At 68.1% G+C, this 24,517-nt stretch carries 25 protein-coding genes; 9 read left to right on the top strand and 16 right to left on the bottom strand.

The window, feature by feature from the left end; translation table 11 throughout:
* Positions 1 to 71: 71 nt before the first annotated feature.
* Entirely contained in the window at positions 72 to 464 is a 393-nt protein-coding gene (locus tag ILT46_RS04910; protein WP_199503500.1) for an MAPEG family protein, read from the bottom strand.
* Between the two features lie 61 nt (positions 465 to 525).
* Complete coding sequence (locus ILT46_RS04905) at positions 526 to 3,792, bottom strand: autotransporter domain-containing protein (protein ID WP_233396988.1); 3,267 nt, start codon at positions 3,790 to 3,792, stop codon at positions 526 to 528.
* A gap of 278 nt (positions 3,793 to 4,070) precedes the next feature.
* Here ILT46_RS04905 and rpmF point away from each other — a divergent pair, with 278 nt between their 5' ends.
* The 5 genes from rpmF to ILT46_RS04880 all read left to right on the top strand — a co-directional run bounded on the left by rpmF (position 4,071) and on the right by ILT46_RS04880 (position 7,197).
* The gene (rpmF, locus tag ILT46_RS04900) at positions 4,071 to 4,250 is read left to right on the top strand and encodes a 50S ribosomal protein L32 (RefSeq protein ID WP_199503498.1); all 180 of its coding nucleotides are present in this window, start codon (positions 4,071 to 4,073) and stop codon (positions 4,248 to 4,250) included.
* Between the two features lie 33 nt (positions 4,251 to 4,283).
* Positions 4,284 to 5,411, top strand: coding sequence for a phosphate acyltransferase PlsX (plsX, locus tag ILT46_RS04895; protein WP_199503497.1), 1,128 nt, complete (start codon positions 4,284 to 4,286; stop codon positions 5,409 to 5,411).
* Positions 5,408 to 6,373, top strand: coding sequence for a beta-ketoacyl-ACP synthase III (locus ILT46_RS04890; RefSeq protein WP_199503496.1), 966 nt, complete (start codon positions 5,408 to 5,410; stop codon positions 6,371 to 6,373). Before plsX ends, ILT46_RS04890 begins: the two co-directional genes overlap by 4 nt.
* Before the next feature lie 106 nt (positions 6,374 to 6,479).
* Entirely contained in the window at positions 6,480 to 6,779 is a 300-nt protein-coding gene (locus ILT46_RS04885; protein WP_199503495.1) for an integration host factor subunit alpha, read from the top strand.
* Position 6,780: 1 nt separating this feature from the next.
* Entirely contained in the window at positions 6,781 to 7,197 is a 417-nt protein-coding gene (locus ILT46_RS04880) for a MerR family transcriptional regulator (RefSeq protein ID WP_199503494.1), read from the top strand.
* Positions 7,198 to 7,206: 9 nt separating this feature from the next.
* Here ILT46_RS04880 and ILT46_RS04875 read toward each other — a convergent pair whose 3' ends face one another.
* From ILT46_RS04875 to ILT46_RS04860, 4 genes are all read right to left on the bottom strand, one after another.
* Complete coding sequence (locus ILT46_RS04875) at positions 7,207 to 10,635, bottom strand: chromosome segregation SMC family protein (protein ID WP_199503493.1); 3,429 nt, start codon at positions 10,633 to 10,635, stop codon at positions 7,207 to 7,209.
* Between the two features lie 31 nt (positions 10,636 to 10,666).
* Positions 10,667 to 11,428 (bottom strand): DsbA family protein, encoded by a 762-nt coding sequence (locus tag ILT46_RS04870; RefSeq protein WP_199503492.1) that lies wholly within the window; start codon positions 11,426 to 11,428, stop codon positions 10,667 to 10,669.
* 85 nt (positions 11,429 to 11,513) lie between these two features.
* On the bottom strand, positions 11,514 to 12,212 hold the full coding sequence (locus ILT46_RS04865; protein ID WP_233396987.1) for a DsbA family protein: 699 nt from the start codon (positions 12,210 to 12,212) through the stop codon (positions 11,514 to 11,516).
* The gene (locus ILT46_RS04860) at positions 12,209 to 12,793 is read right to left on the bottom strand and encodes a DUF721 domain-containing protein (RefSeq protein WP_233396986.1); all 585 of its coding nucleotides are present in this window, start codon (positions 12,791 to 12,793) and stop codon (positions 12,209 to 12,211) included. Before ILT46_RS04860 ends, ILT46_RS04865 begins: the two co-directional genes overlap by 4 nt.
* A gap of 14 nt (positions 12,794 to 12,807) precedes the next feature.
* Between ILT46_RS04860 and mutY the strand changes: the two genes are divergently transcribed.
* Positions 12,808 to 13,842, top strand: a complete 1,035-nt coding sequence (gene mutY / locus ILT46_RS04855) for an A/G-specific adenine glycosylase (RefSeq protein WP_199503491.1) — start codon at positions 12,808 to 12,810, stop codon at positions 13,840 to 13,842.
* Here the strand turns inward: mutY and ILT46_RS04850 are convergent.
* Positions 13,839 to 14,060: a hypothetical protein gene (locus tag ILT46_RS04850; RefSeq protein ID WP_199503490.1), complete on the bottom strand. Its 222-nt coding sequence runs from the start codon at positions 14,058 to 14,060 to the stop codon at positions 13,839 to 13,841. The genes mutY and ILT46_RS04850 overlap by 4 nt on opposite strands.
* An 84-nt stretch (positions 14,061 to 14,144) precedes the next feature.
* Between ILT46_RS04850 and ILT46_RS04845 the strand changes: the two genes are divergently transcribed.
* Both ILT46_RS04845 and nudC read left to right on the top strand, forming a co-directional pair.
* Entirely contained in the window at positions 14,145 to 15,464 is a 1,320-nt protein-coding gene (locus ILT46_RS04845; RefSeq protein WP_199503489.1) for a serine hydrolase domain-containing protein, read from the top strand.
* 5 nt (positions 15,465 to 15,469) lie between these two features.
* Positions 15,470 to 16,378 carry an NAD(+) diphosphatase gene (nudC, locus tag ILT46_RS04840; protein WP_199503488.1) on the top strand — a complete coding sequence of 303 codons (909 nt, stop codon included), beginning with the start codon at positions 15,470 to 15,472 and terminating at the stop codon, positions 16,376 to 16,378.
* Here the strand turns inward: nudC and ILT46_RS04835 are convergent.
* Positions 16,375 to 16,767 carry a DUF1489 family protein gene (locus tag ILT46_RS04835; RefSeq protein ID WP_199503487.1) on the bottom strand — a complete coding sequence of 131 codons (393 nt, stop codon included), beginning with the start codon at positions 16,765 to 16,767 and terminating at the stop codon, positions 16,375 to 16,377. The genes nudC and ILT46_RS04835 overlap by 4 nt on opposite strands.
* Positions 16,768 to 16,808: 41 nt before the next feature.
* Positions 16,809 to 18,236 carry a magnesium transporter gene (mgtE, locus tag ILT46_RS04830; protein ID WP_199503539.1) on the bottom strand — a complete coding sequence of 476 codons (1,428 nt, stop codon included), beginning with the start codon at positions 18,234 to 18,236 and terminating at the stop codon, positions 16,809 to 16,811.
* Between the two features lie 135 nt (positions 18,237 to 18,371).
* On the opposite strand from mgtE, the gene ILT46_RS04825 reads away from it, so the two are divergent.
* Positions 18,372 to 18,836: a peptidylprolyl isomerase gene (locus ILT46_RS04825; RefSeq protein WP_199503486.1), complete on the top strand. Its 465-nt coding sequence runs from the start codon at positions 18,372 to 18,374 to the stop codon at positions 18,834 to 18,836.
* 28 nt (positions 18,837 to 18,864) lie between these two features.
* Here ILT46_RS04825 and ILT46_RS04820 read toward each other — a convergent pair whose 3' ends face one another.
* The 7 genes from ILT46_RS04820 to miaB form a co-directional block, all read right to left on the bottom strand.
* Positions 18,865 to 19,212, bottom strand: coding sequence for a response regulator (locus ILT46_RS04820; protein WP_370592334.1), 348 nt, complete (start codon positions 19,210 to 19,212; stop codon positions 18,865 to 18,867).
* A 116-nt stretch (positions 19,213 to 19,328) separates the two neighbouring features.
* Positions 19,329 to 19,619, bottom strand: coding sequence for a hypothetical protein (locus ILT46_RS12095; RefSeq protein WP_370592333.1), 291 nt, complete (start codon positions 19,617 to 19,619; stop codon positions 19,329 to 19,331).
* 58 nt (positions 19,620 to 19,677) lie between these two features.
* Entirely contained in the window at positions 19,678 to 20,565 is an 888-nt protein-coding gene (locus ILT46_RS04810) for a LysR substrate-binding domain-containing protein (protein WP_199503484.1), read from the bottom strand.
* A gap of 2 nt (positions 20,566 to 20,567) precedes the next feature.
* Complete coding sequence (locus ILT46_RS04805) at positions 20,568 to 21,488, bottom strand: hemolysin family protein (RefSeq protein WP_199503538.1); 921 nt, start codon at positions 21,486 to 21,488, stop codon at positions 20,568 to 20,570.
* 8 nt (positions 21,489 to 21,496) lie between these two features.
* Positions 21,497 to 21,997: an rRNA maturation RNase YbeY gene (gene ybeY / locus ILT46_RS04800; protein ID WP_199503483.1), complete on the bottom strand. Its 501-nt coding sequence runs from the start codon at positions 21,995 to 21,997 to the stop codon at positions 21,497 to 21,499.
* Between the two features lie 18 nt (positions 21,998 to 22,015).
* Entirely contained in the window at positions 22,016 to 22,990 is a 975-nt protein-coding gene (locus ILT46_RS04795) for a PhoH family protein (protein WP_233396985.1), read from the bottom strand.
* Between the two features lie 141 nt (positions 22,991 to 23,131).
* On the bottom strand, positions 23,132 to 24,475 hold the full coding sequence (gene miaB, locus ILT46_RS04790; RefSeq protein ID WP_199503481.1) for a tRNA (N6-isopentenyl adenosine(37)-C2)-methylthiotransferase MiaB: 1,344 nt from the start codon (positions 24,473 to 24,475) through the stop codon (positions 23,132 to 23,134).
* Between the last annotated feature and the right edge of the window lie 42 nt (positions 24,476 to 24,517).

Below are 24,517 nucleotides of genomic sequence, written 5' to 3'. Positions count from 1 at the left end.
CGGACGCAATGTCCGCTTTCCACCCAAACTCTGACACGTCGAGCCTCGGCCCCAAGCTCCCAAAAGCCGCCCTACATCACCCGCAGCACTACCAGCACCGCCACCGCCGCGAGGCCGAGCAGCGTCAGCATGGTGATCAGCGTGCCGATCATCCGCCCCTTGGCCATCGCGCCGCCGTCCATGCCGAAGCCATGCGCCACCCGGCCGAGGATGAAGGCGGCGGCGACCCAGGCGAGCCATTGCGTGTCGGGCCGGGCCAGTTCGATGGCCGCGATCAGGATCAGCACCAGCGGCGCGTTCTCGATGAAATTGGCGTGCGCGCGCATCCGCCGGACCAGCAACTCGTTGCCCCCATCGCCGATGCTGACGCCGGCCTGATGCCGCACCTGGCCCGCCCGGATCGACAGCCACAGGTTGACGATCGCGGCGGCCGCCGCTGCGGCGAGTGTAACCGTCAGAACCATGTGCAAGCCCCCAGTGAACCGACGCGCGGGCTACCACGCCGGTTCGCCAGGGCAAGCGCGATCAGAACCTTATCCGCAGTCCGACCGATCCGGTGACGCCATAATCCTCGCCTTCATCGGTCGTCGCCAGCACCGAAGCGGTGATCACTGCGCCAGGTGCAATATGCTGGTCGAGGTCGGCGAACACCCGTCCCCAATTGCGCTCTACCGCCAGCGGCCCGAACACCGTGCCGCCCAATCCGCCCAGGATGGTAACGGCGCCCCCGCTATCCGTCTGGTCGAACCTGTGCGCCCATTCTCCGCCGAGCCGCAAATTGGTGGTCGAGGTGAGCGCAGCGCTTGCCGCTAGGCCGACGCGCCCTTCGCTCGCCTCGTCGGTAACCGGCGAAACAGCCGCCGGAAACGGGCCCCCGACCTCTGCATATCCAGCCATCTTGACCCGCCGCCAGGTATAGCTGGCATAAGGCGCAAACGAGACGCCGCCGATCCGCATGGCGTCGAACCAGTCCACCCGGGCGCGCAGGGCGAGGGCATGGGCATCGGTATGGCCGTCGCTGGTCACAGTGGTCGCCCCGCTCTGATAGGCGCGGCGGGTTGCGACATCGAATTCGCCATAAACCCCCGTAGCCGAGATCACGAGGCCGCTATTGCCGGCGCGGATATCCACCTCGCCGGTGACGTGCCAGCCATCGACGTCGATTGCCCCGCCGAGCGGCAGGTCGGCCTCCATCCGGCTGAGCCCGAAGCCCGCGCCGGCGCGCACTGGCCCCGCATCGCCGCAAATGCCGGCTTCGCCGAGCCAGCCGCGCTGATCGCGGCCGCCATCGCGGGCGAAATCGCCCGTCACCCAGCCGCAGATGCCCGCGCCAGGGGCAAGGCCGTTATCCGCGAGGACGCGATGGTGCGCTCCTTCGAGGATGATCCCCGGTCCCCCGCCAATGATCTGCGGCACAAGAAGCAGGGGCGGGAAGGAGCCGAAATAACCATCGAGCCCGATAACGCCGGTGCCGGGTCCGGGGGTCGGCGTCGGGGTCGGTGTAGGCGGTGGCGTGGGTGTGGGCGTCGGGGTCGGTGTGGGTGTTGGCGTCCCGCTGCTGCCGATGCGGGCGATGAAGCCCTGGACCTTGCCGTTCAGCGTCCCGTTGCCCGAAACCGCATTTCCATCCGCGCTGACACCGGTCGCCTCGGCATAGGTGTTGCTGCCATTGTTGACCCCGTTGGCGGCGAGCCAGGCGGCGATGCTCTGGCTGCCGGCCGGGCCCCAGCGCACCGCGGTCCGGTCGCGCCCTGCGGCTGACCAGCCGACCACGATCGACCCATCGGCATTGACGGCCTCCGCCGTCGTGGAGTCGCCCCCGCTCAGGGGGTCGAGCCCCGTGAGCCCAGCGGCCGATGTCCAGCGAAAGCCCCGCATACCGTTGGGCGAGGTCGAATAGCCGACTACTGTCGTACCATCGCGCGAAACATCGACGGCGCCGGAATAATTGCCGGCTGTGCCGCTGCCCAAAGTGCCGAGCGCGGTCATTCCGCCCGATTCCGTCCAGCGGAAGGCGACCGTGTTACCGGTGAACTGGCCGCCAAAGGTGTGGCCGACAATCACCGAGCCATCGCCCGAGGCGGCACGCGCCTTGGACCCGTAGAACCCCGCGCCTTCGATCGATTGCGCGGCGCCCCCGGCCACCCAGCGGACGGCGCGGTTGGCGGTATCGAGATAGCTCGCGCCGACGACGACCCGCCCGTCGCCCGAAACGCCGAGCGCTTCCGACCGGGTTGATCCGGCAAGGCCGGTCAGCGTGCTCGCGGTGCCGCCGCGCCAGACCACCGCCGTGCCGGCAGTTTCGTTGAAGCCGACCACGGTGGCGCCATCGTCCGAGATGTCGAACGCGACCGCTGCGCCGCCCCCTGAGGGATTGGCCAGTAGCGTGCGGCCATTGGGTCCGATGACATAGCTCGTCGAAGGCGCGCCGCCTGTGCCCGCGACCTGCGCAATCACGCTTGCCCCGTCGCCCGACAGCCGGCCAAATTTCGCCGCGTTGGCGAGCGCTCCGGGCAGTTGTTCGTCGAACCGGACTCCGGCGCTGCTCGGCGGCGGTGGTGGAGGAGGAGGAGGAGGAGGAGGAGGAGGAGGCGGCGGCGGCGGGGGGGTCGCCCCGGTTGCCCCGCCGCGTGCGATATAACCCTGCTTGCGCCCGTTAATATTGCCTTCCCCGATCACGACGGTGCCATCGTTGCTGACGCCCAGCGCGGTGTCGTAGGTGTTGCTACCGTTGCTGACGCCCGATGCGGCCAGCCATTCGGCAATCGTCTGCACCGCGCTGCCCCCACCGCTCCAGCGGGCCGCTGAATTGATGTCGATGGTGTAGGCCCCGACCTTGGTCGGCACCCGAACCTCGCCGGTGATGACGCTCCCGTCGCCGTTAACCGCCGAGGCGACCGAACTGACCTGCCCGGTATAGCGCGCGAGCGAGGTCATCCCGCCGGCCTCGGTCCATTTCATGGCCAGCGTATTGTTGCCGGTCACCGCGTTCTGCGGCTCGATCGAGCCCTGCTGCGACCAGCCGACGATCACCAGGCCGTCGGCCGAGATATCGTTCGCGGTGCTCATTGCGCCGGGATTGCGGTGCTCGGCCACCGTGCCGAGCTGGACGATGCCGCTCGCCTGGGTCCAGCGAGCCGCCCGGATCACCGGCTTGCCGCCTTCCAACACCCCGAGATTGCCGGCAACCACGCTGCCGTCATCGTTGAGAGCGGTAATGAACGAGGGGTTGATCGTGCCGCGGGCGGTCAACAGAACCGGCTCTCCGCCGTCGCGCCAGAGAACCGGATTGATCCCGTCGTTGAAAAAGATCTCGCCGCCCACGACGCGGCCGTTGCCCGACAGGGCGAAGCCCTGCGAAGCGTTGCCCCCGGCGATCGAGAGGATGCTGGCCGTGCCGTTGGTCCAGGTCATCGCCCGGGTTGTGTTAGCCTCCAGCGGCACGGCGATCGTCCCGGCCACCACCGTGCCATCGTTGGAGACGCCCACGGGAATGCCTGTTTCATAGCCGCTCGGCAGCATTAGCCGGGTCGTCCCGGTACGGGTAAAGACATAAGGCGTGCGGGCCAGCAGATTGCTCGACTGCCCTGCCACCGCGCGCGCATGGCCGATCACAGTGGTGCCATCGCCCGAAATATCGACGAACTTGACCAGATTGGCCGGATCGTTGGCATCCGGGCTGCCCGGGACTTCGGTTGACCCGGTAACAGCAGAGGTCTGCGCTTGGGCGTGAAGCGGTCCGGCGACAAGGCCGGCGGCGAGCGCCATCGCGGCCGTGGAATGGCGTAGCATGTGCATCAGTAAGCCTCCGAAAGCGGCCGCCCGCTGCGGCGCTTCGGCCAAATACCCGCAAGCGTGCGCGAGGTGGCGTGACAGCTCCCGTCATTTCCGCGACAAATGCCGTTACCGACGGGCAGCGCCACCACCGCTTGCAACTGCCGCCAATCCCGCTATAGGGCGCGGCTTCCCGCACGAGGATGAGGTCTGCTCGCGCACCGCGCTTGTGCGGTTTGCGGCCTTACCCTAGAGCGGCTCGCAACAGGTCTGAATTTCAAGGAACAGGTGCCGCAATGGCCGTCCCTAAGAGAAAAGTTTCGCCGCACCGCCGTGGCAACCGCCGCGCACACGATTCGCTGAAGGTGGAAGCATTCCACGAATGCAGCAATTGCGGCGAATTGAAGCGTCCGCACAATCTGTGCTCACATTGCGGGCACTATAACGGCCGCGAAGTCATCGCCGTCGGGCTCTGAGCGGCAACCACCGTTCCATTCGGAGAGTAACGCATGAGCCTGCCGCGTATCGCTGTTGACGCGATGGGCGGCGACGAAGGCGTGCGCGTGATGGTCGAAGGTGCCGCGCTCGCGCGTCGGCGCCACGACCGGTTCAAATTCCTGCTGGTGGGTGACGAGGCGCGGATTGCCCGCGCGCTCGACAATCACCCCAATCTGGCCGGCGCCTCCGAAATCCTCCATTGCGACGATGTCGTCGGCGGCGATGAAAAGCCGACCCAGGCGCTGCGCCGCGCGCGCAGCACCAGCATGGGCCTTGCCGTCAACGCGGTGAAGCGCGGCGATGCCGGCGCCGCGGTCAGCGCGGGCAATACCGGCGCGCTGATGGCGATGAGCAAGCTGGCGCTGCGCACCCTGCCGGGGATCGACCGCCCTGCGCTCGCGGCTTTGCTGCCGACGCTGGGCGATAACGATGTCATCATGCTCGACCTCGGCGCCAATACCGAGGCCGATGCCCGCAACCTGGTGCAATTCGCAATCATGGGCGCGGCCTATTCGCGGATCGTCACCGGGGCGGCGGCCCCGCGCGTCCGGCTGCTGAATATCGGCACCGAAGAGATCAAGGGCACCGACCAGTTGCAGGAAGCTGCCGCGCAATTGCGCGCGGCAACCGGGCTGGCGCTGCAATTTGACGGCTTCGTCGAAGCCGACAAGATCAATCGCGGCGAAGTGGACGTGGTCGTCACCGACGGTTTTTCCGGCAATATCGCGCTGAAGGCGATCGAGGGGGCCGCGCGGTTCGTGACCGATCTTCTGCGCCGCGCGTTTACCTCGTCGATCCGTTCGAAAGTGGGCTTCCTCGTCTCGCGCCCGGCGACGGAACTGCTGCGCCACCATCTCGACCCCAACAATCACAATGGCGCAGTCTTCCTCGGTCTCAACGGGGTGGTGGTGAAAAGCCACGGCAGCGCCAATGCGGTGGGCGTGGCCAATGCGGTCGCAGTGGCCGCGCGGCTGCTGGAAGAAGATCTGACCGCGCGCATCGCCGCCGACCTTGCCGAACTGGGCGCCGACCGGCTGCGCGAACGGCACGGCGGGAATGGTCACGGTAACGGGAATGGCCACGCGCCGGCGCTGGTCAATGGACCAATTGCCGCCAGCGACGGCAGTCCGGTTGAATGATTCGTTCGGTCATTCTGGGTTCCGGCTCGGCCCTGCCGCGCCAGGCGGTGAGCAATGCCGAATTGACCGCGCGGGTCGACACCAGCGACGAGTGGATCGTCGAGCGCACCGGCATCCGCAACCGCTACATCGCGGCCGAGGATGAAACCACCGTCTCGCTCGCCACCGATGCCGCACACCGCGCGCTCGAGGCGGCAGGGATTGGCGCTGATACTATCGACCTGATCGTGCTCGCGACCGCCACTCCTGACCAGACCTTTCCCGCCAGCGCCACGCAGGTCCAGCACCGGCTTGGCGTCACCAGGGGCGCCGCGTTCGATGTTGCGGCAGTATGCTCGGGTTTTCTCTACGCCTTGGCGACGGCCGACAGCTTCCTGCGCACGGGCATGGCCACGCGTGCGCTGGTGGTCGGGGCGGAAACCTTCAGCCGCATCCTCGACTGGGAAGATCGCACCACCTGCGTCTTGTTCGGTGACGGCGCAGGCGCGCTGGTGCTGGGGGCGCAGGACGTGGTCGAGGATGGACCGGGTATCCTTGCGACCAGGCTTCACGCGGACGGGGCGCATAACCAGCTGCTTTATGTCGATGGCGGAGTGTCCACCACCGGCACGGTCGGCAAGCTCAGGATGAAGGGGCGCGAGGTTTTCCGCCACGCGGTGGTCAATCTGGCCGAGGTGCTGGGCGAGGTGCTAGACGATGCCGGCGTCGCAGTTGACGAGATCGACTGGGTGGTGCCGCATCAGGCCAATGCCCGCATCCTCGATGCCACCGCGCGCAAGCTGGGGCTGCCGGCGGACAAGGTTATCGTGACCGTGGACCGGCACGCCAACACCTCGGCCGCATCGGTGCCGCTGGCTTATGACACGGCGGTGCGCGACGGGCGGATCAAGCCGGGCGATCTGGTCATGCTGGAGGCAATGGGCGGCGGTTTCACCTGGGGCGCGAGCCTGCTGCGCGCCTGACAGGCTGTGCGTTGCCGCACTGCCGGCGTTGCGGCGCCGCCCCAAGCTTGATAGCGTTGCCCGGACGCCGCCCTGGCGACGGGGCACAGTAGCGAAAGGGGCACGGATGCGATCGGTCGGCACACTCACACGCGCGGATCTGGCAGAAAAGATCAACCGGAAGGTCGGGTTTTCCCGCTCTGAATCGCTCGCCATGGTCGAAGCGATCCTCGATCATATGTGCGGCGCGCTGGCCAAGGGCGACAATGTCAAGATTTCGGGCTTTGGCAGCTTCGTTCTTCGCGACAAGAACGAACGGATCGGCCGCAATCCCAAGACCGGGGTGGAGGTGCCGATCACCCCGCGCCGCGTGCTGACCTTCCGCGCCAGCCAGCTGCTCAAGCAGCGGATCGTCGACGGGGGCTGACGTGGCCGATACGCTGTTCGGCGATGGCAAGGACGACGCAGCGCTGCGCACCATCGGCGAGGTGGCTGAGGCGCTCGGCTTGCGCCAGCACGTCCTGCGCTATTGGGAACAGCAATTTCCGCAATTGCAGCCGCTGAAACGCAGCGGCGGGCGGCGCTATTATCGCCCGGCCGATGTCGCACTGGTGCGCGAGATCGACCGGCTGGTGAATTCGGAAGGCTATACGCTGCGCGGCGCCAAGGCGGCGCTGGCGCGGTGGCAGCCTGATGGGGGCCTCAGCGCAAAGCCGCTCGCGCAAGCGGCTGAGACTGCCGATCCGCATCCCGCTGAACAGCCCGCGGCCCCGGCCATTTCGGCTGAACTGGTCAGCCGATTGCAGGCTGTGCGGCAGCAACTGGCCGAAGCGCTGCGCACCTGACGTCGCGGGCTACTCGGCGGCCAGCTTCTCCGCCTCACCCAGATCGACGCTGACGAGGCGCGAGACGCCTTTTTCGATCATCGTTACCCCGAACAGGCGGTGCATCCGGCTCATCGTCACGGCGTTGTGCGTGACGATCAGATAGCGCGTCGCCGTCTCGCGGGTCATCGCTTCGAGCAGGTCGCAGAAGCGGTCGATATTGGCATCGTCGAGCGGCGCATCGACCTCGTCGAGCACGCAGATCGGCGCGGGGTTGGTCAGGAACAGGGCAAAAATCAGCGCGATCGCGGTCAGCGCCTGCTCGCCGCCTGACAGCAGCGTCAGCGATTGCAGCCGCTTGCCGGGCGGCTGGGCGTAGATTTCGAGCCCCGCGTCGAGCGGATCGTCCGAATCGATCAGCGCCAGATGCGCCTGCCCGCCTTCGAACAGCCGCGTGAACAGGCGGCGAAAATGCGTATCGACCTGCTCGAACGCGGCACGCAGCCGCTCGCGCCCTTCGCGGTTGAGGCTGCCGATCGAACCGCGCAGCCGATGAACCGCTTCGGCCAGTTCAGCCTGTTCCTCGGCGCTCGACCCGTGCTGCGCCTCGATCCGGACGAGCTCGTCGCGGGCGACCAGATTGACCGGGCCGATGCGTTCGCGCGCGGCGACCAGCCGGTCCATCGCCTCGGCTGCGGCGGCGGCATCGCCGGGCGCGTCGGCGTCGAAGCCGAACCGGCCTGGCAGTAGCGGCGGCGGGCATTGGAAACGTTCGCCCGAGAGGCGTGCCATTTCCGCGCGGCGCTCCTCCTCGCTGTCGGCGCGGGCAGCCAGCCCGGCCCGCTGTTCACGCGCGCCGGCGAGCGCTTCGCCCGCCTGGGCGAGCGCCCGGTCGGCCGCCTGCGCCGCACCTAGTGCCGCAGCCAGCACCTGTTCGGCGGCGGCCAGCGCATCGCCCAGCCGGATGCGGGTGGCTTCGCCCTGCTCGATCTCGCTGATGAGGCCGGCGGGTCGGGCGGCGACGACAGCGCGCTCTTCCTCGATCTCGTCCAGCCGGCGGGCCATTTCCGCCAGCCGCCGCGCAGCGTCGCCCGCGCGCGCCTGCCAGCCGGCAATGTCGCTGCGCTGGGCGGCGATCCGCTCGCGCGCGACGGCCAGCGCCTGATCGTGCGCTGCCAGCGCCGCGGCGGCGGCCTGCTGCGCGGTGCGGGCCGCCTCGTTGTGGGCGCGCGCGGCATCCAGCGCGGCGCGCCCGGCGGCAGGGTCGGGCAACGCATCGCGGCGGGCCTCGGCCGCATGTTGATCAGCTTCGGCCTGGGCCAGCCGCTGCGCCAGGTCGCCTGCCGCCTGATCGAGCTCGGCCAGCCGCGCGGCCAGCCGATCGCGCGCCCCTTCGGCCTGATCGGCGGCGCGCAGGGCGTGGCGCTCCTCCTCGGTCGCCGCGGCCAGTGCGCGGTCGGCGGCAATGACGGCCTGCTGGACACCGGAAATATCCGCCACCACCGCGGCGTGGCGGGTGGCGGCGGTGCCGGCGGCGGAAGTCAGCGCCGGAAGTTGCGCGGCGAGCGCGGCGAGGCGGTTATCCGCCTCCAGCCGGGCGGCTTCGGCGCCGCCTTCGCCCCGTGCGATAAACCCGTCCCACCGGCGCAGATGGCCGGCGCGCGTTACCAGCCATTCGCCGGGCGCCAGCGCACGACCGTCATCGACATCACCGGGGCAAAGATGCACCAGCGCCAGCCTTGCGCGCAGCTCAACCGGGCAATCCGGCACATGGCTGAGCAGGCTGTCGGCAACCGGCGCGGGGGTGGGCGCATTGCCGGCCCAGAACCGCCCTTCCGTGCCATCCCGCGGCCGGCCAAGCCCGGCCTTGGCATCGCGGCCCAGCACCGCGGCGACCGCGCGTTCATAGCCGGGCGCGGCGCGCACGCGGTCAAGCGCGGCGGGAAGGCCGCCGCGGCCCGCCTGCCGTGCGCGCGCATCCTTGTCGCGGGCCAGCGCGCCATGTTCGCGTTCGACTGCCGCGAGTTCTGCGCGGGCGGCGGCGAGCGTGCTGGCGGCCTCGTCGCGCTCGGCGGACAAGGCATCCTTGCGCGCCCGCGCTGCATCGGCCGCGCGGCGGGCGGCTTCGGCCGCTTCACCCGCCGCCCCGGCGCGCTGTGTTGCTTCGATCAGCGCAGCCTCGGCCTCCTCCAGCGTGCCCAGGGCGGCGCGCGCCTGCGGCTGGCGGGCCAGTTCGCCTTGAGCGCGCTGGACGCGGCTGGCGGCCTGCGCGACCTCGCCTTCGGCGACGCGCCAGTCGGCCTCGACCCCGGCATTATCGGCGGTCGCCTTGGCCAAGGCCAGCTCGGCAGCGCGGCCGGCGCGCTCGCTATCTTCCAGCCGCGCGGCGAGCGCGGGGCGCTGCGCCTCGTCCTCGGCCAGCCGCGCCGCGCCGGCGGCGAGCTCCGTCTCCAGCCGGGCGAGCGCATCGGCGGCATCGCGCGTCAGCCGGTCCGCCTCGCCGCGATCCTCCTCGAGCCGGGTGCGCTGCCGCTCGAGATCGGCGAGGCGCTGTTCAGCAGCTTCGAGCTTCTCGGTCAGCGCCGCCATCCGGTGCCCGTGCGCGCTGGCATCGTCGCGCCGGTCGGCAAGGTCGTCGCGCGCGGCGGCGAGCGTCTTCGCGGCCGCAGCCTGCTCTTTGGTCGCCGCATCGCTCGCCTGCTGGGCACCCGCGACAGCGGCCTCGGCCGCCCCGGCGGCGGCGCGCGCTTCGTCGGCGGCGCGGGCGGCATCGCGCCAGCGGGCAAAGACCAGCTGCGCCTCGGCCTGGCGGATGTCCTCGCTCAGTGCGGCATAGCGATCGGCCTGCTTCGCCTGCCGGCGAAGGGTGGCGATCTGGCTGTCGAGCCCGGCCATCAGATCTTCCAGCCGGGCGAGGTTCGCCTCGGTCTGGCGCAGCTTACCCTCGGCATCGCGGCGACGGACGTGGAGGCCGGCGATCCCGGCGGCTTCTTCCAGCATGGCGCGGCGTTCGGCGGGCTTGGCGGCGATCACCTGCGCGATCTTGCCCTGGCTGACCAGCGCCGGGCTGTGCGCGCCGGTGGCGGCATCGGCAAAGGTCAGCGCAACGTCTTTCGCCCGCACGTCGCGGCCGTTGACGCGGTAGGCGCTGCCCGCGCCGCGCTCGATCCGGCGGACCACCTCGAGCGGTTCGCCATCATCGCCATCGCCCTGCAGCACGACTTCGGCGAAATCACGCGGAGGGCGCGTTTCGGTGCCGGCGAAGATGACATCCTCCATCCCGCCCGAGCGCATGGATTTGGGCGAGTTTTCGCCCATCACCCAGCGGATCGCCTCGAGCAGGTTGGACTTGCCGCAGCCATTGGGGCCGACGACGCCGGTCAGCCCCGGCTCGATCCGCAATTCGGCAGGCTCGACGAAGCTCTTGAAACCGCTCAGCTTGAGCCGTTTCAATTGCATCCGCCGGTTCCCCCGCCTCGCTCCGGCGGCCCTAGCGGGCGCCCGCTTCCTGCAACATCGGTTCGAGCGTCGCCCAGCCTTGCGTGCCGACATTGCGGCCGTTGATGAAGAAGGTCGGCGTGCCGGTCACGTTCAGCTCTTCCGACTGCGCGGTCGAGCGGTTGGCGATTTCTTCCACCGCCTTGCCATCGGCGAGGCAGGCGCGCGCCTGATCCTTGCTGATGCCGCGCGCGGCGAAGAAATCGAGCAGGCCGGTGGCCTCGGCAACGGCGGCATAACGCTGGTTTTCCGGCAGCTGGCCCATGTTCTCGAGCGCGGCGGCGCCCTGCTGCGCGCGTTCCATCACCGGCTCGAAATTCATCCACACCTGTTCGGACAGCGGCACGATCGCTTCGGGCGTGGAGCATCGGACCATCCGCGCCATCACAAGGTCGATCCCGTTATGCACCTGGTTGCGCAACTCGAAGCTGACGCGGCCCGAATTGATGTATTTGTCGCGCAGATGTTCGAAGCCGGTCTGCGCGAATTGGGCGCAGGCGCCGCAGGTGAGCGAGCCGAATTCCATCAGCTTGATCGGAGCGTTCGGATTGCCGATCAGCGCGCCGCCTTCGGGGGTGACGGTGGCGACATCGGCCCATTGCTGGCCCGCCGGCGCGGCCACCGCGGCGACTGGTTCGCCGGTGGGTGCGCCGGATTCGGAAACGGCGTCCTTTTCTCCGCAAGCGGCCAGCGCGAGGGCGAGCGGCAGGGCAAGGGCAGTGGGGGCGAAACGGGGCAGGCGAAGCATCGTCATCAGGCTCCTGTCAGGTCGAGCGAAAAGGTAGACGCGAAAGGCCCGCGCTTTGAAGCATGGCCACGCGCTTGTGCACAGATACGGATCAGAGCGCCGCGTCGATCACTGGCGCCAGCGCGGTCCAGTCGTGCACCCCGGCGAGCAGCCGGCCATTGACCGCAAAGCTCGGCGTACCGGTCACGCCGGTATTGGCGTCGGCCCGCGTCCCTTCGGACAGCCGCGTCGCCAGCGCATTGTCGGCCAGACAGCGATTGGCCTCGGCACGGGTGTAACCCCGGCTCTCCATGATCGTGTAGAAACCGAAATCGGCCGCCATCGCGCGGCGGCGTGCGGCATAATCGCCGGTGGTCCAGCGTTGCACCTGCGCCGGAGTGCGATTGGCGAGCGTCGGCAGCCAGCTCGCCTGCCGGCTCATGAACGCCTTGTGATTCTGCGGGAATTTGCTGGCCGGCCCGCAATTCGCGAGCATCGCAGCGGTGAGGTCCACCGGATCGCGGACGAAATTACGCACCTCCAGCTGCACCCGGCCGGGTCCGACATAGGCCAGTTCCAGCGCATTATCGCCGCTGCGCGCAAAGGCCGCGCAATGCGGGCAGGTATAGCTGACATATTCGGTCAGCTTCACCTCGGCGCGCGGATTGCCGATCAGATGGCTGCCGCCGGCGGTGCGGGTGACGGTGGTGTTCCAGTTGCTGCTGCGCTGCGGGGCCGGAGTAGTCGCCCCCAGCATCAGCGCTGCAGTTGCCAAGGCGGGCAGGGCCAGCCAGTTAGTGCGGGTCTTCAATTCTTTTGTTCCTGTCTTTCCTCGCGGTCGCCAAGGCTGCGGGCCAATGATTCGAGCACCTGCCGCAATTCCGGGTCGCCGATATCGCGCAGGCTTTCCCCCAGTTCCAGCGGGATCGGCCGCAGCGATGGCGGCGCTGCCGGGCGCGCTTCAGCAGAGGGCGGCTTAACCGCGCCTTGCCGCAGCTTGACCCGCGCCACCGCCTTGTAGCCGAAGAAGCGGTTCACCCGCTCGATAATCTCGGGGATGACGTGCTGGATCAGCGGGGCCTGTGCAGGCAGCACCACCAGTTGCAGGATACCGTCGGCTTTCTCGCCTGGCGGGAACCGGATCGCTTCGGGCGCGCAGACCTGCGCGTGACGCGGGCCGACGATTTCGGGCCAGCGGGTGACAACGCTCGACTGCACAAAACCGAAGCGGCGGAACGCGGTGCGGCCGATCTGCGGCATCAGTTCGGCAATCGGCTTGGCCGCCCCGCCGCGCGGGCGTTCGAACGCCTTGCCATACGCGTTGGCCAGCGCGGCCTTGCGTGCCTTGCGGGGAGGGGGTGGGGCGCCGCGTTCCATTGCGCCGCCGGCCATGCCATAGCGCGCGCGTGCAAGCCAGAGAGCATGACATCGCGCCGCTGCTGCTGGCCTGGTACGACCGGCACGCCCGCACGCTGCCATGGCGCTCCCCTCCGAACGGCAAGGGTGGTGGGCAGCCGCCCGACCCCTACCGCGTGTGGCTGTCGGAAGTGATGCTGCAACAGACCACGGTGGCGGCCGTCATCCCCTATTTCGCGGCCTTTACTGCGCGCTGGCCCGATGTCGCCAGCCTCGCCGCCGCGCCCGAGGCGGAGGTGATGGCCGCCTGGGCGGGGCTGGGATATTATTCCCGCGCGCGAAATCTGGTGCGCTGCGCTGCGGCGGTGGCGGCGCGCGGCGGCTTCCCGCAGAACGAGGCAGAGTTGCGCGCGCTGCCGGGGCTGGGCGACTATACCGCTGCGGCGGTGGCGGCGATTGCCTTTGGCCAGCGGGCGGTGGTGGTTGATGCCAATGTCGAGCGGGTGGTGGCGCGGCTGTTTGCCATTGCGCAGCCGCTGCCGCCTGCGCGCAAGGCGATCCGCGCGGCGGCGGACCGGATCACGCCGGACGCGCGGGCCGGCGATTTCGCGCAGGCGATGATGGATCTGGGCGCGACGATCTGCACCGCGCGGGCGCCCCGCTGTCTGCTCTGCCCGCTGGCGGAATTGTGCGCTGCGCGCAGCGAAGGCGATCCGGCGCGTTATCCGGTGAAGCTGCCCAAGAAGGTCAAGCCCGAACGGCGCGGCACCGCGCTGTGGTTTGAGCGCGACGGGGCGGTGTGGCTCGTCGCCCGCCCACCCGAGGGGCTGCTGGGCGGAATGCGCGCTCTGCCCGATGATGGTTGGGACGCGCGCCGCGACGGTGCGGGGGTGGCGGGGGGCGAGGTGCTCGGCACGGTGCGCCACACCTTCACCCATTTCGCGCTGACGCTGGAAGTGCGGCGGATGGTGGGCAAGCCGGCGCCCATAGTGGAAGGCGCCGGGGAATGGTGGCCTATCGCGCGGCTGGGCGAAGCCGGCTTGCCGACTCTATTCGCCAAGGCGGCGCGGCTGGTGCTCGCCTAGATGATCCCGCCGCCCAGCGACAGGCGGATCACCGCGATCACAAGCACCACGATGCAGAAATTGCGCCCGCCATTGCTCGACGACAGCTGGCCGAGCGCGATGCCGACAATCGCGATCGGCAGCACGAACCAGTTGCCCCAGCCGAGGAACGGGATGGTCGAGGGGATCGCCAGCAACAGGGCGAACAGGCCGGTGAGGATCGAGAGGACGTTCAGCATCGGCTCGATATGTGTGGGGCCAGCGATGTTTGCAAGCGCGCGGTGTTCATTGACGGTTCGGCCCCTTTGTCGCACATCGCCGCGATGACCGAACCCGCTGCCCCCGCCGCCATCCTCCCGCTCGATCGCCGTGCTTTGCTTCGCGGCGGGGCGTGGCTGGGGCTTGGCGCGACACTGGCGGGGGCGGGCGCGGGCCGCGCGCTGGCGCAGGCGGCGGCCTGGCCGCGCGACTGGCGGGCGGTGCGGGCGCTGATCGACAGCTATGTCGGCCCCGGCCGGCTGGCCAACGCTGTGGCGACGCTGGGCCGCGAGCAGCGCGCGCCCGAGTTCATCGCGCGCGGCACGCTGACCATCGGCCAACCGGCGCGCGCCGATGCCGACAGCCTCTATCGCATCTATTCGATGACCAAGCCGATTACCGGCATGGCGGTGATGCAACTGATCGCCGAGGGAAAGCTCGCGCTCGACCAGCCGCTGGCCGAGATCATCCCGGCCTTTGCCGAAATGCGCGTGCAGCGCAGCTATGACGGCTCGCTCGAAGATACCGTGCCGGCGGAGCGGCCGATCACCATCCGCCATCTGCTGACGCACACCGCGGGCCTCGGCTATTCGATCATCCAGCGCGGCCCGATCCGGCAGGCTTACGAGCAGCAGGGGCTGACGCCGGGCCCCGTCAGCCGGCTGCCGATTGCGCAGCTGATGGGCCGTGCGGCCACTGTGCGCGGGCTCGACGTATTTGCGGAACGGCTGGCGGCGCTGCCGCTGGTTGCGCAGCCGGGCACGCGCTGGTCCTATTCGGTCTCGCTCGATCTGCTCGGCCGGGTGATCGAGGTCGTCTCGGGGCAGAGCTTCGCTGAGTTCCTCCACGAACGGCTGTTCGCACCCGCCGGAATGACCAGCACCTTCTTTCAAGTGCCCGCCACTGAGGCGCACCGGTTGACGACCAACTATTTCGTCTTGGGCGGCGCGCTCGTCCCGCTCGACCCGGCGGCGCGCTCGGTATTTCTCGAGGAGCCGGGGCTGCCTGCCGGCGGGGCGGGGCTGGTCTCCTCGCCGCGCGATTACGACCGCTTCCTGCGGATGCTGCTGGGTTACGGACTGATTGATGGCAAGCGGGTGCTGGCCGAAGATGCGGTGCGGATCGGCACCTCGAACTTGCTGCCCGAAGGGGTCGTCACCACCGGCACTTTTGCTGCCGGCGGCGGGTTTGGCGCCGGCGGCCGCGTCGGGCTGGGCGAACAGGCTGGCACCTATGGCTGGGCCGGCGCCGCGGGCACCGTCGGCCTGGTCGATCTGCGCCGCGGCCTACGCGCCAATTTCATGACGCAATACATGCCGGCGGAGGCCTATCCGCTGCACCGCGCCTTCCCGGCGGCGGTCATGGCCGATCTGGCCGGGCGTTGACGGCGATGCGGATTGGGCCGGGGGCGATCGCCTTTGCGGGCGCGCGGATTGATCGCGCGGACCATCTCCGCAGCGACCCTGCCGCGCTCGCCGCCTTGATGGACTGGCGCGCGCGGGTGCTGGTGCTCGAAGCCGGCCTGGTGCCCGGCTGCGATGATGCGGGTTGCCTCTCCTGGGGCACGCTGGCCGATTGCTCGGCGGAGACTGAGTTGGTGTTCCTCGGTATGCTCGACGGCAAGGCGTGTTTTGCTCCGGTTCCCGCGGCCGGCGAGGCGCGGCCGGCCTATGCCATCCCGCGCATCTGGCAGGCGCTGGCGATATTGGGGGCGGAGGATCTGGCGCTGTATGGCGCGGCGCGCAGCCTGGTCGATTGGCATGCAAGGCACCGCTTCTGCGCCCAATGCGGCGCCGCCACACAGATGGCCAAGGGAGGTTGGCAGCGCAGTTGCAGCGCGTGCGGGGCAGAACATTTTCCGCGGGTCGATCCGGTCACGATCATGCTGGTCGAGCATGGCGAAGGGGCGGAACGACGCCTGCTGCTCGGCCGCCAGCCGCAATTTCCCGAGGGGCGCTTTTCCGCGCTGGCGGGCTTCGTCGAACCGGGCGAGACGATCGAGGAAGCCGTCGCGCGAGAAGTGCGCGAAGAGGCGGGGGTAGCGGTCCGCGCGGTGCGCTATGTCGCCAGCCAGCCCTGGCCCTTCCCCTCGCAGTTGATGATCGGCTGCCACGCCATCGCCGACAATGACGCGCTGACCGTCGACCACACCGAACTGGATGAGGCACGGTGGTTCACGGTGGCAGAAGTGGCCGCAGCCTTGGCGGGCGAGCCGGCTGCCCCGTTCATCGCCCCACCTCCGCAGGCCATCGCCCGCCATCTTCTAGAATGGTGGTTGCGCAAGGACGAGGCGGGCTAAATCAACCCCAGCCGCAGCAACCGCGCGGCGAGCCGGCCGGGGATGATGTCGCCCGGGTTCTCGCCGGGCGCCAGATCGCGTGGCGCTTTATCGTCGGCGAGGTAGCGCCACCCCTGATGCGCGCGCCGCGGGGTGGCGACAACAGGGATGAGGGTGGGTGCAAGGTCGATGAACCAGCGGCCATTATCCTGCTGCGTGAAGCCGAGGATCGGGCTGCGGGCGACCAGATTATGCTCGTGAATCCAGAACAGCGATCCGCCCGTGCATTCTTCCCACCGGGTCGGACGATAGCGCGTATTGACGCTGAGGCGCGGGCGTCCGGCGAACCAGCTCTCGATATCGGCATACGACTTCGCGCCGAACGCGATCTTGGTCAGGTTAAGCGGCATCGGCCGGTTAGATAGGGTGCGCGCGCCCCAATCCCAAGCGTTCAGCCGGCGAGACCGCTCGCCACCGCCAGTCCGAGGAACGCGAAGAAGCCCATCGAATCGGTGATCATCGTCACGAATACGCTGCTGGCGACGGCCGGGTCCTGATTCATCCGGTCGAACAGGACCGGTACGAGCACACCGGCAAGGCCGGCAACGATGACATTGATCACCATCGCGGCCGCAATCACGCCGCCCAGCATGGGGGTAAAAATGACCGAAGTGGCCATGCCGATCAGCACGGCGATCGTCGCTCCGTTAAGCACCGCGACGCGCAATTCGCGCCACAGGATGCGCCGTGTATTGCTCCGCGTGAGCTGGTTGGTGGCGATCGCGCGCACCGTTACCGCCATGGTTTGCGTCCCGGCATTGCCGCCGATCGAGGCGACAATCGGCATCAGCACCGCCAGCGCCACCAATTGCTCGATCGCCGCGCCAAAGGCGGCGATGATCAGGCTGGCGATCAGCGCGGTGCCCAGATTGGCGATCAGCCAGCGGACTCGCGCGGTATAGGCGTCGCGGATCGGCTCGTTGATGTCGCCTTCGCCCGCGCCCGACAGCAGCAGCACGTCCTCGCCCGCTTCTTCCGAAATGATGTGGACCACATCATCGACCGTCAGCTGGCCGACCAGGCGCCCGCTGGCATCGACCACCGCGGCCGAGATCAGCGCGTATTTCTGGAACATCAGCGCCAGCTCTTCCTGATCGGTCAGATCGGGGATCAGCGTCTGGTCGCGTTTCATCACGTCGGTCAGTTGCACCTCGCGCGGGGCGCGCAGCACCCACGACAGCTGACAGGTGCCCACCGGGCGGTGATGCGGATCGACCACGAACACTTCCCAGAAATCATCGGGCAGGTCGGTCTCGGCGCGCAAATAGTCGATCAGGTCGCCAACCGTCAGATGCTCGGGCACCGCGACGAATTCGCGGCTCATCAACCGGCCGGCGGTTTCCTCGGGATAAGCGAGCGCCGTCTGGATCGCGGCGCGGTCCTCGGGCTCCAGCTCGGCCAGCACGGCCTGTTGGTCGGCCGGCTGAAGATCCTCGATAAGCTGGACCGCGTCGTCCGTCTCGAGCTGTTCGGCGATATGGGCGACTGCCGCGGCCGGCATCGCTTCCATCATCGATTCGCGAACGAAATCGTTGAGTTCGGCGATCACGTCGCCGGTCATCAGATCGCTAATCGCGGCGGCGAGGGCAGGGCGCTCGGCCGGTTCGAGCAGTTCGATAAGGTCGGCGATGTCCGCCGGGTGCAGCGGTTCGACAAGGTCATAGACCTCGCCCCGCTCGCCCGCGTCGAGGGCGGCGCGCACCTGCCGGACATATTCGGGCTTCAGCCGGTTTTCCTCGTCCAGCCGGGCATCGTCGAGCCGGTCGTCAGGGCGGCCGCCCTCGTCGGGGCGCGCGCCATCGTCACGCGTGCGCAGCATGCCGTCCTCGAAGGAAGGTTCGGTCCCCGCCATGCGCCTTCGTCTAGGGCGGGCAAGCTCAAAAGCAAGCCGCGGGTGACATTGCCGCGCGTGCCCCTATATCGGCGCGCAAGACCCATCAGGAGACGAAAACCCATGACCGACCAGACGCTCACCCTCACGCTTGATACCGGCTCCGGCGAAACCGGCGACGTGGTCATCCGCCTGCGCTCGGATCTGGCCCCTGGCCATGTCGAACGGATCACCGAACTGGCGCGCGACGGCTTTTACGACGGCGTGGTGTTCCATCGCGTGATCCCCGGGTTCATGGCGCAGGGCGGGGACCCCACCGGAACGGGCATGAGCGGGTCGGACAAGCCCGACCTTAAGGCCGAATTCAACGCCGAGCCGCATGTCCGCGGCACGTGCTCGATGGCCCGCACCAGCGTGCCCGACAGCGCGAACAGCCAGTTCTTCATCTGCTACGACGATGCGCGGTTCCTCGACCGGCAATATACCGTCTGGGGTCAGGTCGAGAGCGGGATGGAGCATGTCGACGCGCTGCCCAAGGGCGAGCCGCCGCGCGCGCCGGGCAAGATCGTCAAGGCGACCGTCGCCTGATCCCCTACGCCGGTATCGGGGCAGCGCGTCAGGCGGCCCCGATGCTGGCGAGCTTGGCTTTGAGTGTCGCCTCGTCGAACGGCTTGATGACGTATTCGTCCGCTCCGGCCTCAATACCCTGATGAATATCGCGCGCGCCCGCGTTGGATGTGCAGAACACAACCCGCGTCGCTGCGCCGCCGGGCATGGCACGTAGCGCGCTGACGAATTCGAGCCCGCTCATCACCGGCATGTTCCAGTCGGTAATGACCAGCGCAGGCATCGCCCTAGCACACCGGGTCAGTGCCTCCTCACCATTCTCGGCCTCGAGCACGGTGTAGCCGATCCCTTCGGCCACGCGGCGCGTTAGTTTTCGCAGTACACGCGAGTCGTCCACCACCAGGCATAGAAGCTGGGAAGCGATGGCGGGAGATTGCGGGGTGGGCGCCGGCGCGGCGGCGGGCGCCGCAGGGGCGCGCTCCTCTGGCGGAACCATCCGCCCGTGCCGTTTGATCAGGCCGTGAATGGTTGCACCTCCCGGCCCGAGAAATGGTCGTTCGCCGCCGGTACCGCGACAGTCGGCACGGGTTGCACGCCATCTTCGGGCGTCATCCGCACATGGAGATAGGGCACCCAGATATCGCCATATTCGGCCTTCTGGTACCACAGGTCGAGCACGTCATAGGATGCCCAGCACCCATCAGGGTCACGCAGGCGAATCCCTTCGCCGATCCGCGGCACGGCGGCAAAGCGCAACCGCTCCTGCGACTGATGCGTCTCGTTCTGGATTTCGATCTCGATCACCGGCAACCCCCGCTTGGTTGTCGAAGCTAGGGGGCAATGGTTGACGAAAAGCGAACGATCAGAGGTCGGCAGCCACCAGCCAGTCGTGGAACAGGCGGACCGGGCGCTGCTCCAGCGCGCGGGGGCGGCAGATGAACCAGTAGGAATAAGGGCTTTCGACGGGCGTGTCCGGAAACAACCTAGCCAGCCGCCGATCGCCCGCGCGGTTAAAATGGTCGTCATGCATGATCGCTATGCCGAGGCCCTGCGCGGCTGCTTCGAGCATCAATTGCCCTGAATCGAAATGATCGATGGCCGCCGGCTCGAACCGTTCGAGCCCGATTGCTTCCTGCCAGGCCGCAAAGCTGTCGGGCATTTCGTTGTGTACGAGAAAAGTCTGGCGCGCGAGATCGATTGCGCCGGGCTGCTCGCCCAGTTCCGCCGCCAGCGCGCGCGACGTGATCGCGTGGACCTGATTGTGGTCGAGACGCACGGCATGGAAGGCTGGATCGGGTGCGTGCGCCAGCACGATTGCGGCGTCGAGCGTATCGCCAACGCGGTCGAGCAGATGCGGGCCGGTGTCGATGTCGATATGCAGACGCGGGTGCAGCCGGCGCAGTTCGGGCAACCGCGGGAACAGCCGCTGCCCCCCGAACAGCGGTAGTACCCCCAGATGCAGCCGCAGCAGGCTGAGGTTTTCCGACTGGCTTTCCACCGCTGCTGTCAGCGCATCGAAATGCGGAGCGACCGCATCATAGAATGCCCGGCCCTCATCGGTCAGCGCCATCGTCTGATGCGCGCGGGTGAACAGTTTCTTGCCGACGAAATCCTCCAGCCCCGCGATCCGCCGGGACAGGGCCGAGGGACTGAGCGCCAGTTCCGCCGCTGCGGCCCGCGCCGATCCGAGGCGTACCACGCGCATGAACGCTTCCATCGCGCGCAGCGGCGGCAGGCGGCGCAGGCCCATGCCTATTCCTCGCGGTCTTCGGGCCGTTCTTCTGCGGGCGCGTGCAACCGCAGACGGCGGACATGAGTATCGTCGGCTTCGAGCACTTCGATCCGCCAGCCGCTCTCATGCGCCAGCATGGTGCCGACCGGCGGCACGCCTTCGGCCAGCAGGAAGGTCAGCCCGCCGAGTGTGTCCACCGGCTCCTCGATCTGCGCGAGGCGGGGGTCGATCTCGCGGGCGATGTCGTCCAGTTCAGCCCGAGCATCGCAATCCCACATCTTGGCACCGACCGGCACGATCAACTGTTCGGGCGCATCGTCATGCTCGTCCTCGATCTCGCCGACGATCTCCTCGACGAGATCCTCAATCGTGATGATCCCGTCGGTGCCCGAATATTCATCCACCACGACCGCCAGGTGGACCCGATTGAGCCGCATATCGGCCAGCACGTCGAGCGCGCCGCGGGCCTGCGGAACGAAGATCGGCTGGCGCATCAACGCGGTCCAATCGTCCGGCACCTCGTCCCGCGCGATCAACGGGAACACGTCCTTCAAATGCATCATCCCGACGATCTGGTCGAGCGTGTCGTGATAAACCGGCAGGCGCGAATGGCCGCTTTCGGCGAATATATTGACCAGTTCGGCCCACGGCAGCGTATCGGCGACGGCGATGATCTTGCCGCGCGGGACGGCGACATCGTCGGCATCATGTTCGCTGAAGTGCAGCAGATTGCGCAGCATCTGGCGTTCGAGCGGCGAAAGATCGCCGCTGGTCTCGCCCGAAGCCGAGGCTGGCGCGCCGTCCTCGTGCTCGTCAATGACATCCTCGAGCTGTTCGCGCAGCGAGCGTTCGCCGGCATTGGCGTCGAAGAATTTACGCACCGCGAGCCACAGCCCGCGTCTACTGTCTCCGTCTCCCGATTGGCTGTCATTGTCGGGCATGGCCCTGATCATCGCTCCACCTGTTGATCGCCCTCATATGGGTTGCCAAGGCCCAGCAGCGCAAGCGCCTTTATCTCCAGTGCCTCCATCGCTGCCGCATCTTCGGGCGCAGTTTCATGATCATGGCCGGCCAGATGAAGGAAGCCGTGGACCAGCAGGTGCGCAGCGTGATCGGCCAGCCCAATGCCGCGCTCGGCTGCCTCGCGCGCGCAGGTTTCATGCGCCAATGCGATGTCGCCCAGGAGTTGGGGCGGCCCTTTCTCCGCTAACGCCAGCAGATCCGCACGCTCAAGCATCGGGAATGAGAGCACGTTGGTCGGCTTGTCCTTGCCGCGCCAATCGGCGTTGAGCTGCCGCACCTCGGCGTCGCTGGTGAACAGGACACTGGCGGCCAGCCGGGGATGCGCAAGTTCCGGCGAGACAGCCGCCGCCGCCTCAGCCGCGCGCAACGCCAGCGCGGGCCAGTCAGCACCGCCGGGCCAGCCTTCAAGATCGATATCGAGTTCCATCAACCGGCCCGCGCCTGTCTACGAGCCCGTGCCTTCATACGCCTCGACGATGCGGCCGACGATCGGGTGGCGGACGACGTCGGCGGCTGTGAAGTGGCTGACCGCGATGCCTTCGACACCCTCCAGCTTGGAGACCGCGTCGGCGAGGCCACTCATCGCGTCCCCGCCGGGAATGTCCACCTGCCGCGGATCGCCGCACACCACCATCCGGCTGTTCTGGCCGAAGCGGGTGAGGAACATCTTCATCTGTTCGCGGGTCGTGTTCTGCGCTTCATCGAGGATGATGAAGCTGTCGGCCAGCGTGCGCCCGCGCATGAAGGCGATCGGCGCCACCTCGATCACCCCGCTCGCCAGATGGCGTTCGACCTGTTCGGGCGGCATGCAATCGTACAGCGCGTCGTAAAGCGGACGCAGATAGGGATCGACCTTGTCCTTCATATCGCCGGGGAGGAAGCCGAGCTTCTCTCCTGCTTCGACCGCCGGGCGGCTAAGGATGAGGCGTTGCACGCTCCCGGTGATGAGCTGGCTGACGGCCTGCGCCACCGCCAGATAGGTCTTGCCGGTGCCCGCCGGGCCCAACGCGAAGACGATGTCCGTGCTGGCTAGCTGCCGCATATAGGGGATCTGTCCGGCCGAACGCGGGACGATCGTCTTGCGACGGGTACGGATCATGATCGGCGCGCCGCCATCCTGGCCACGCACGATCCCCTCCAGTGTCGGCTCGTTCGACATGGCGATCAGCGATTCGACCGCGCCTGGGTCGAGATCCTGCCCCAGCGCCAGCCGGTCATACATCCGCGTCAGCACGTCGCGCGCACGGGCAACGGCATCTTCTGGCCCCTCGATCTGCAAATGGTTGCCGCGGGCAGAGATGAACACGCCCAGCCGGTTCTCGACCTGCACCAGATTGGCATCGAACTGGCCAAACAGCGGGACCAGCAGCGACTGATCTTCGAAGCTGACCTCCACCCGGGCGCGACGCGCCTCGCGCATTGGGGCCGGCGGGGGAGAGAAGGGAGGGGTGGGCCCCGGCAGTTTGCGAGCCATGCGGTCCTTTCGTTGCCCGTCGAGGATAGTGGCGGCTGGCGCTGAAACAAGCGTCATGCGCCGGCCTTTGCACAGAAGAGCAGCGCGTCAGGCCAGAGCCGGTTCCAGCAATCTCCCGGCGAGCGAGTTGGGGCCAGCAGCGGTCAGCTCGACTTCGACCAGATCGCCGATAGCCGCCTCGCCCGTAAAGTGCACCGATTGCAGCCACGGCGACTTGCCGAGCCATTGGCCGGGCAGCTTGCCGCGCCGTTCGACCAGGACCGTGCAGGACTTGCCCACGCTCGCCTGATTGAACGCCAGCTGATGCCGGCCAAGCGCGCCCTGCAATCGTTGCAGCCGCTCGTCCATAATTTCGGGTGCGACCTGATCAGGCATCGTCGCCGCCGGCGTGCCGGGGCGCGGCGAATATTTGAAACTGAACGCGGCCGCATATCCCACTGCATCGACCAGCCGCAGCGTATCGGCGAAATCGGCCTCGCTCTCGCCCGGAAAGCCGACAATGAAATCGCCAGATAGCGCCAGATCGGGTCGGGCGTCGCGGAACCGATCCAGCAGTGCGAGGTAACTTTCGGTGCTGTGGCTGCGGTTCATCGCCCTGAGGATACGGTTGCTGCCGCTTTGCACCGGCAGGTGCAGGTAAGGCATCAGTTTGCCGATCTCGCCATGCGCGGCGATCAGTTCATCGTCCATGTCGGCCGGATGGCTGGTCGTGTACCGAATGCGGGCGATGTCGGGCAAATCGGCGATGGCGCGGATTAGCCCGGCAAGCCCGATGGGCCGCCCGCGCGCATCCTCGCCGCGCCAGGCCGAGACGTTCTGACCCAGCAGCGTGATCTCGCGCGCACCGGCATCGGCGAGGCGCTGGGCCTCGTCGAACAGGGCCGCGAACGGCCGGCTGATTTCCGCCCCGCGCGTATAGGGCACCACGCAATAGGTGCAGAACTTGTCGCAGCCTTCCTGCACCGTCAGAAACGCGGCGGGAGCGCTGCGGCGGCGCTGCGGTAAAGCGGCAAACTTGGCGTCGGCCGGCATATCCGTATCGGTGGTGCGGCGCCCGGCGACCGCCTGTTCGATCATTCCCGGCAGCCGGTGATAGGCCTGCGGACCGACCACCATGCTCACGGCCGGTGCGCGGGCCATGATCTCTTCGCCCTCGGCCTGCGCCACGCAGCCAGCGACCGCGATCAGGGGCGTCGTACCCGCCTCGGCCCCGGCCTTGGAGATGCGCCCGATATCGGAATAAACCTTCTCCGCCGCCTTTTCGCGTATGTGGCAGGTGTTAAGCACCACCAGATCAGCCGCTTCGCCCTCGACCGCGGGCGCGATGCCCTGTTCGGCCAGCAATTCAGCCATGCGCTCGCCATCATAGACGTTCATCTGGCAGCCGAAGCTTTTGACCCGAAAGGTCTTGGGGGGCGCAACTGGTCGCATGGCGCGCGCCCCTACCGTAAAATGGCGCTCGCGGGAAGCGCC

This window comes from Qipengyuania sp. YIM B01966 (assembly GCF_016461955.1).
Lineage (GTDB): Bacteria > Pseudomonadota > Alphaproteobacteria > Sphingomonadales > Sphingomonadaceae > QFOP01.
The sequence above is the reverse complement of the archived record's forward strand: the minus strand, read 5'-3'. Positions and strand labels throughout refer to the sequence as shown.

Coding starts and splice junctions, on each gene's coding strand:
- ILT46_RS04910 (WP_199503500.1), bottom strand. CDS start 464: ATGGTTCTGACGGTTACACTCGCCGCAGCGGCGGCCGCCGCGATCGTC.
- ILT46_RS04905 (WP_233396988.1), bottom strand. CDS start 3,792: ATGCTACGCCATTCCACGGCCGCGATGGCGCTCGCCGCCGGCCTTGTC.
- rpmF (WP_199503498.1), top strand. CDS start 4,071: ATGGCCGTCCCTAAGAGAAAAGTTTCGCCGCACCGCCGTGGCAACCGC.
- plsX (WP_199503497.1), top strand. CDS start 4,284: ATGAGCCTGCCGCGTATCGCTGTTGACGCGATGGGCGGCGACGAAGGC.
- ILT46_RS04890 (WP_199503496.1), top strand. CDS start 5,408: ATGATTCGTTCGGTCATTCTGGGTTCCGGCTCGGCCCTGCCGCGCCAG.
- ILT46_RS04885 (WP_199503495.1), top strand. CDS start 6,480: ATGCGATCGGTCGGCACACTCACACGCGCGGATCTGGCAGAAAAGATC.
- ILT46_RS04875 (WP_199503493.1), bottom strand. CDS start 10,635: ATGCAATTGAAACGGCTCAAGCTGAGCGGTTTCAAGAGCTTCGTCGAG.
- ILT46_RS04870 (WP_199503492.1), bottom strand. CDS start 11,428: ATGACGATGCTTCGCCTGCCCCGTTTCGCCCCCACTGCCCTTGCCCTG.
- ILT46_RS04860 (WP_233396986.1), bottom strand. CDS start 12,793: ATGGCCGGCGGCGCAATGGAACGCGGCGCCCCACCCCCTCCCCGCAAG.
- ILT46_RS04850 (WP_199503490.1), bottom strand. CDS start 14,060: ATGCTGAACGTCCTCTCGATCCTCACCGGCCTGTTCGCCCTGTTGCTG.
- ILT46_RS04845 (WP_199503489.1), top strand. CDS start 14,145: ATGACCGAACCCGCTGCCCCCGCCGCCATCCTCCCGCTCGATCGCCGT.
- nudC (WP_199503488.1), top strand. CDS start 15,470: ATGCGGATTGGGCCGGGGGCGATCGCCTTTGCGGGCGCGCGGATTGAT.
- ILT46_RS04835 (WP_199503487.1), bottom strand. CDS start 16,767: ATGCCGCTTAACCTGACCAAGATCGCGTTCGGCGCGAAGTCGTATGCC.
- mgtE (WP_199503539.1), bottom strand. CDS start 18,236: ATGCTGCGCACGCGTGACGATGGCGCGCGCCCCGACGAGGGCGGCCGC.
- ILT46_RS04825 (WP_199503486.1), top strand. CDS start 18,372: ATGACCGACCAGACGCTCACCCTCACGCTTGATACCGGCTCCGGCGAA.
- ILT46_RS04810 (WP_199503484.1), bottom strand. CDS start 20,565: ATGGGCCTGCGCCGCCTGCCGCCGCTGCGCGCGATGGAAGCGTTCATG.
- ILT46_RS04805 (WP_199503538.1), bottom strand. CDS start 21,488: ATGCCCGACAATGACAGCCAATCGGGAGACGGAGACAGTAGACGCGGG.
- ybeY (WP_199503483.1), bottom strand. CDS start 21,997: ATGGAACTCGATATCGATCTTGAAGGCTGGCCCGGCGGTGCTGACTGG.
- ILT46_RS04795 (WP_233396985.1), bottom strand. CDS start 22,990: ATGCGCGAGGCGCGTCGCGCCCGGGTGGAGGTCAGCTTCGAAGATCAG.
- miaB (WP_199503481.1), bottom strand. CDS start 24,475: ATGCGACCAGTTGCGCCCCCCAAGACCTTTCGGGTCAAAAGCTTCGGC.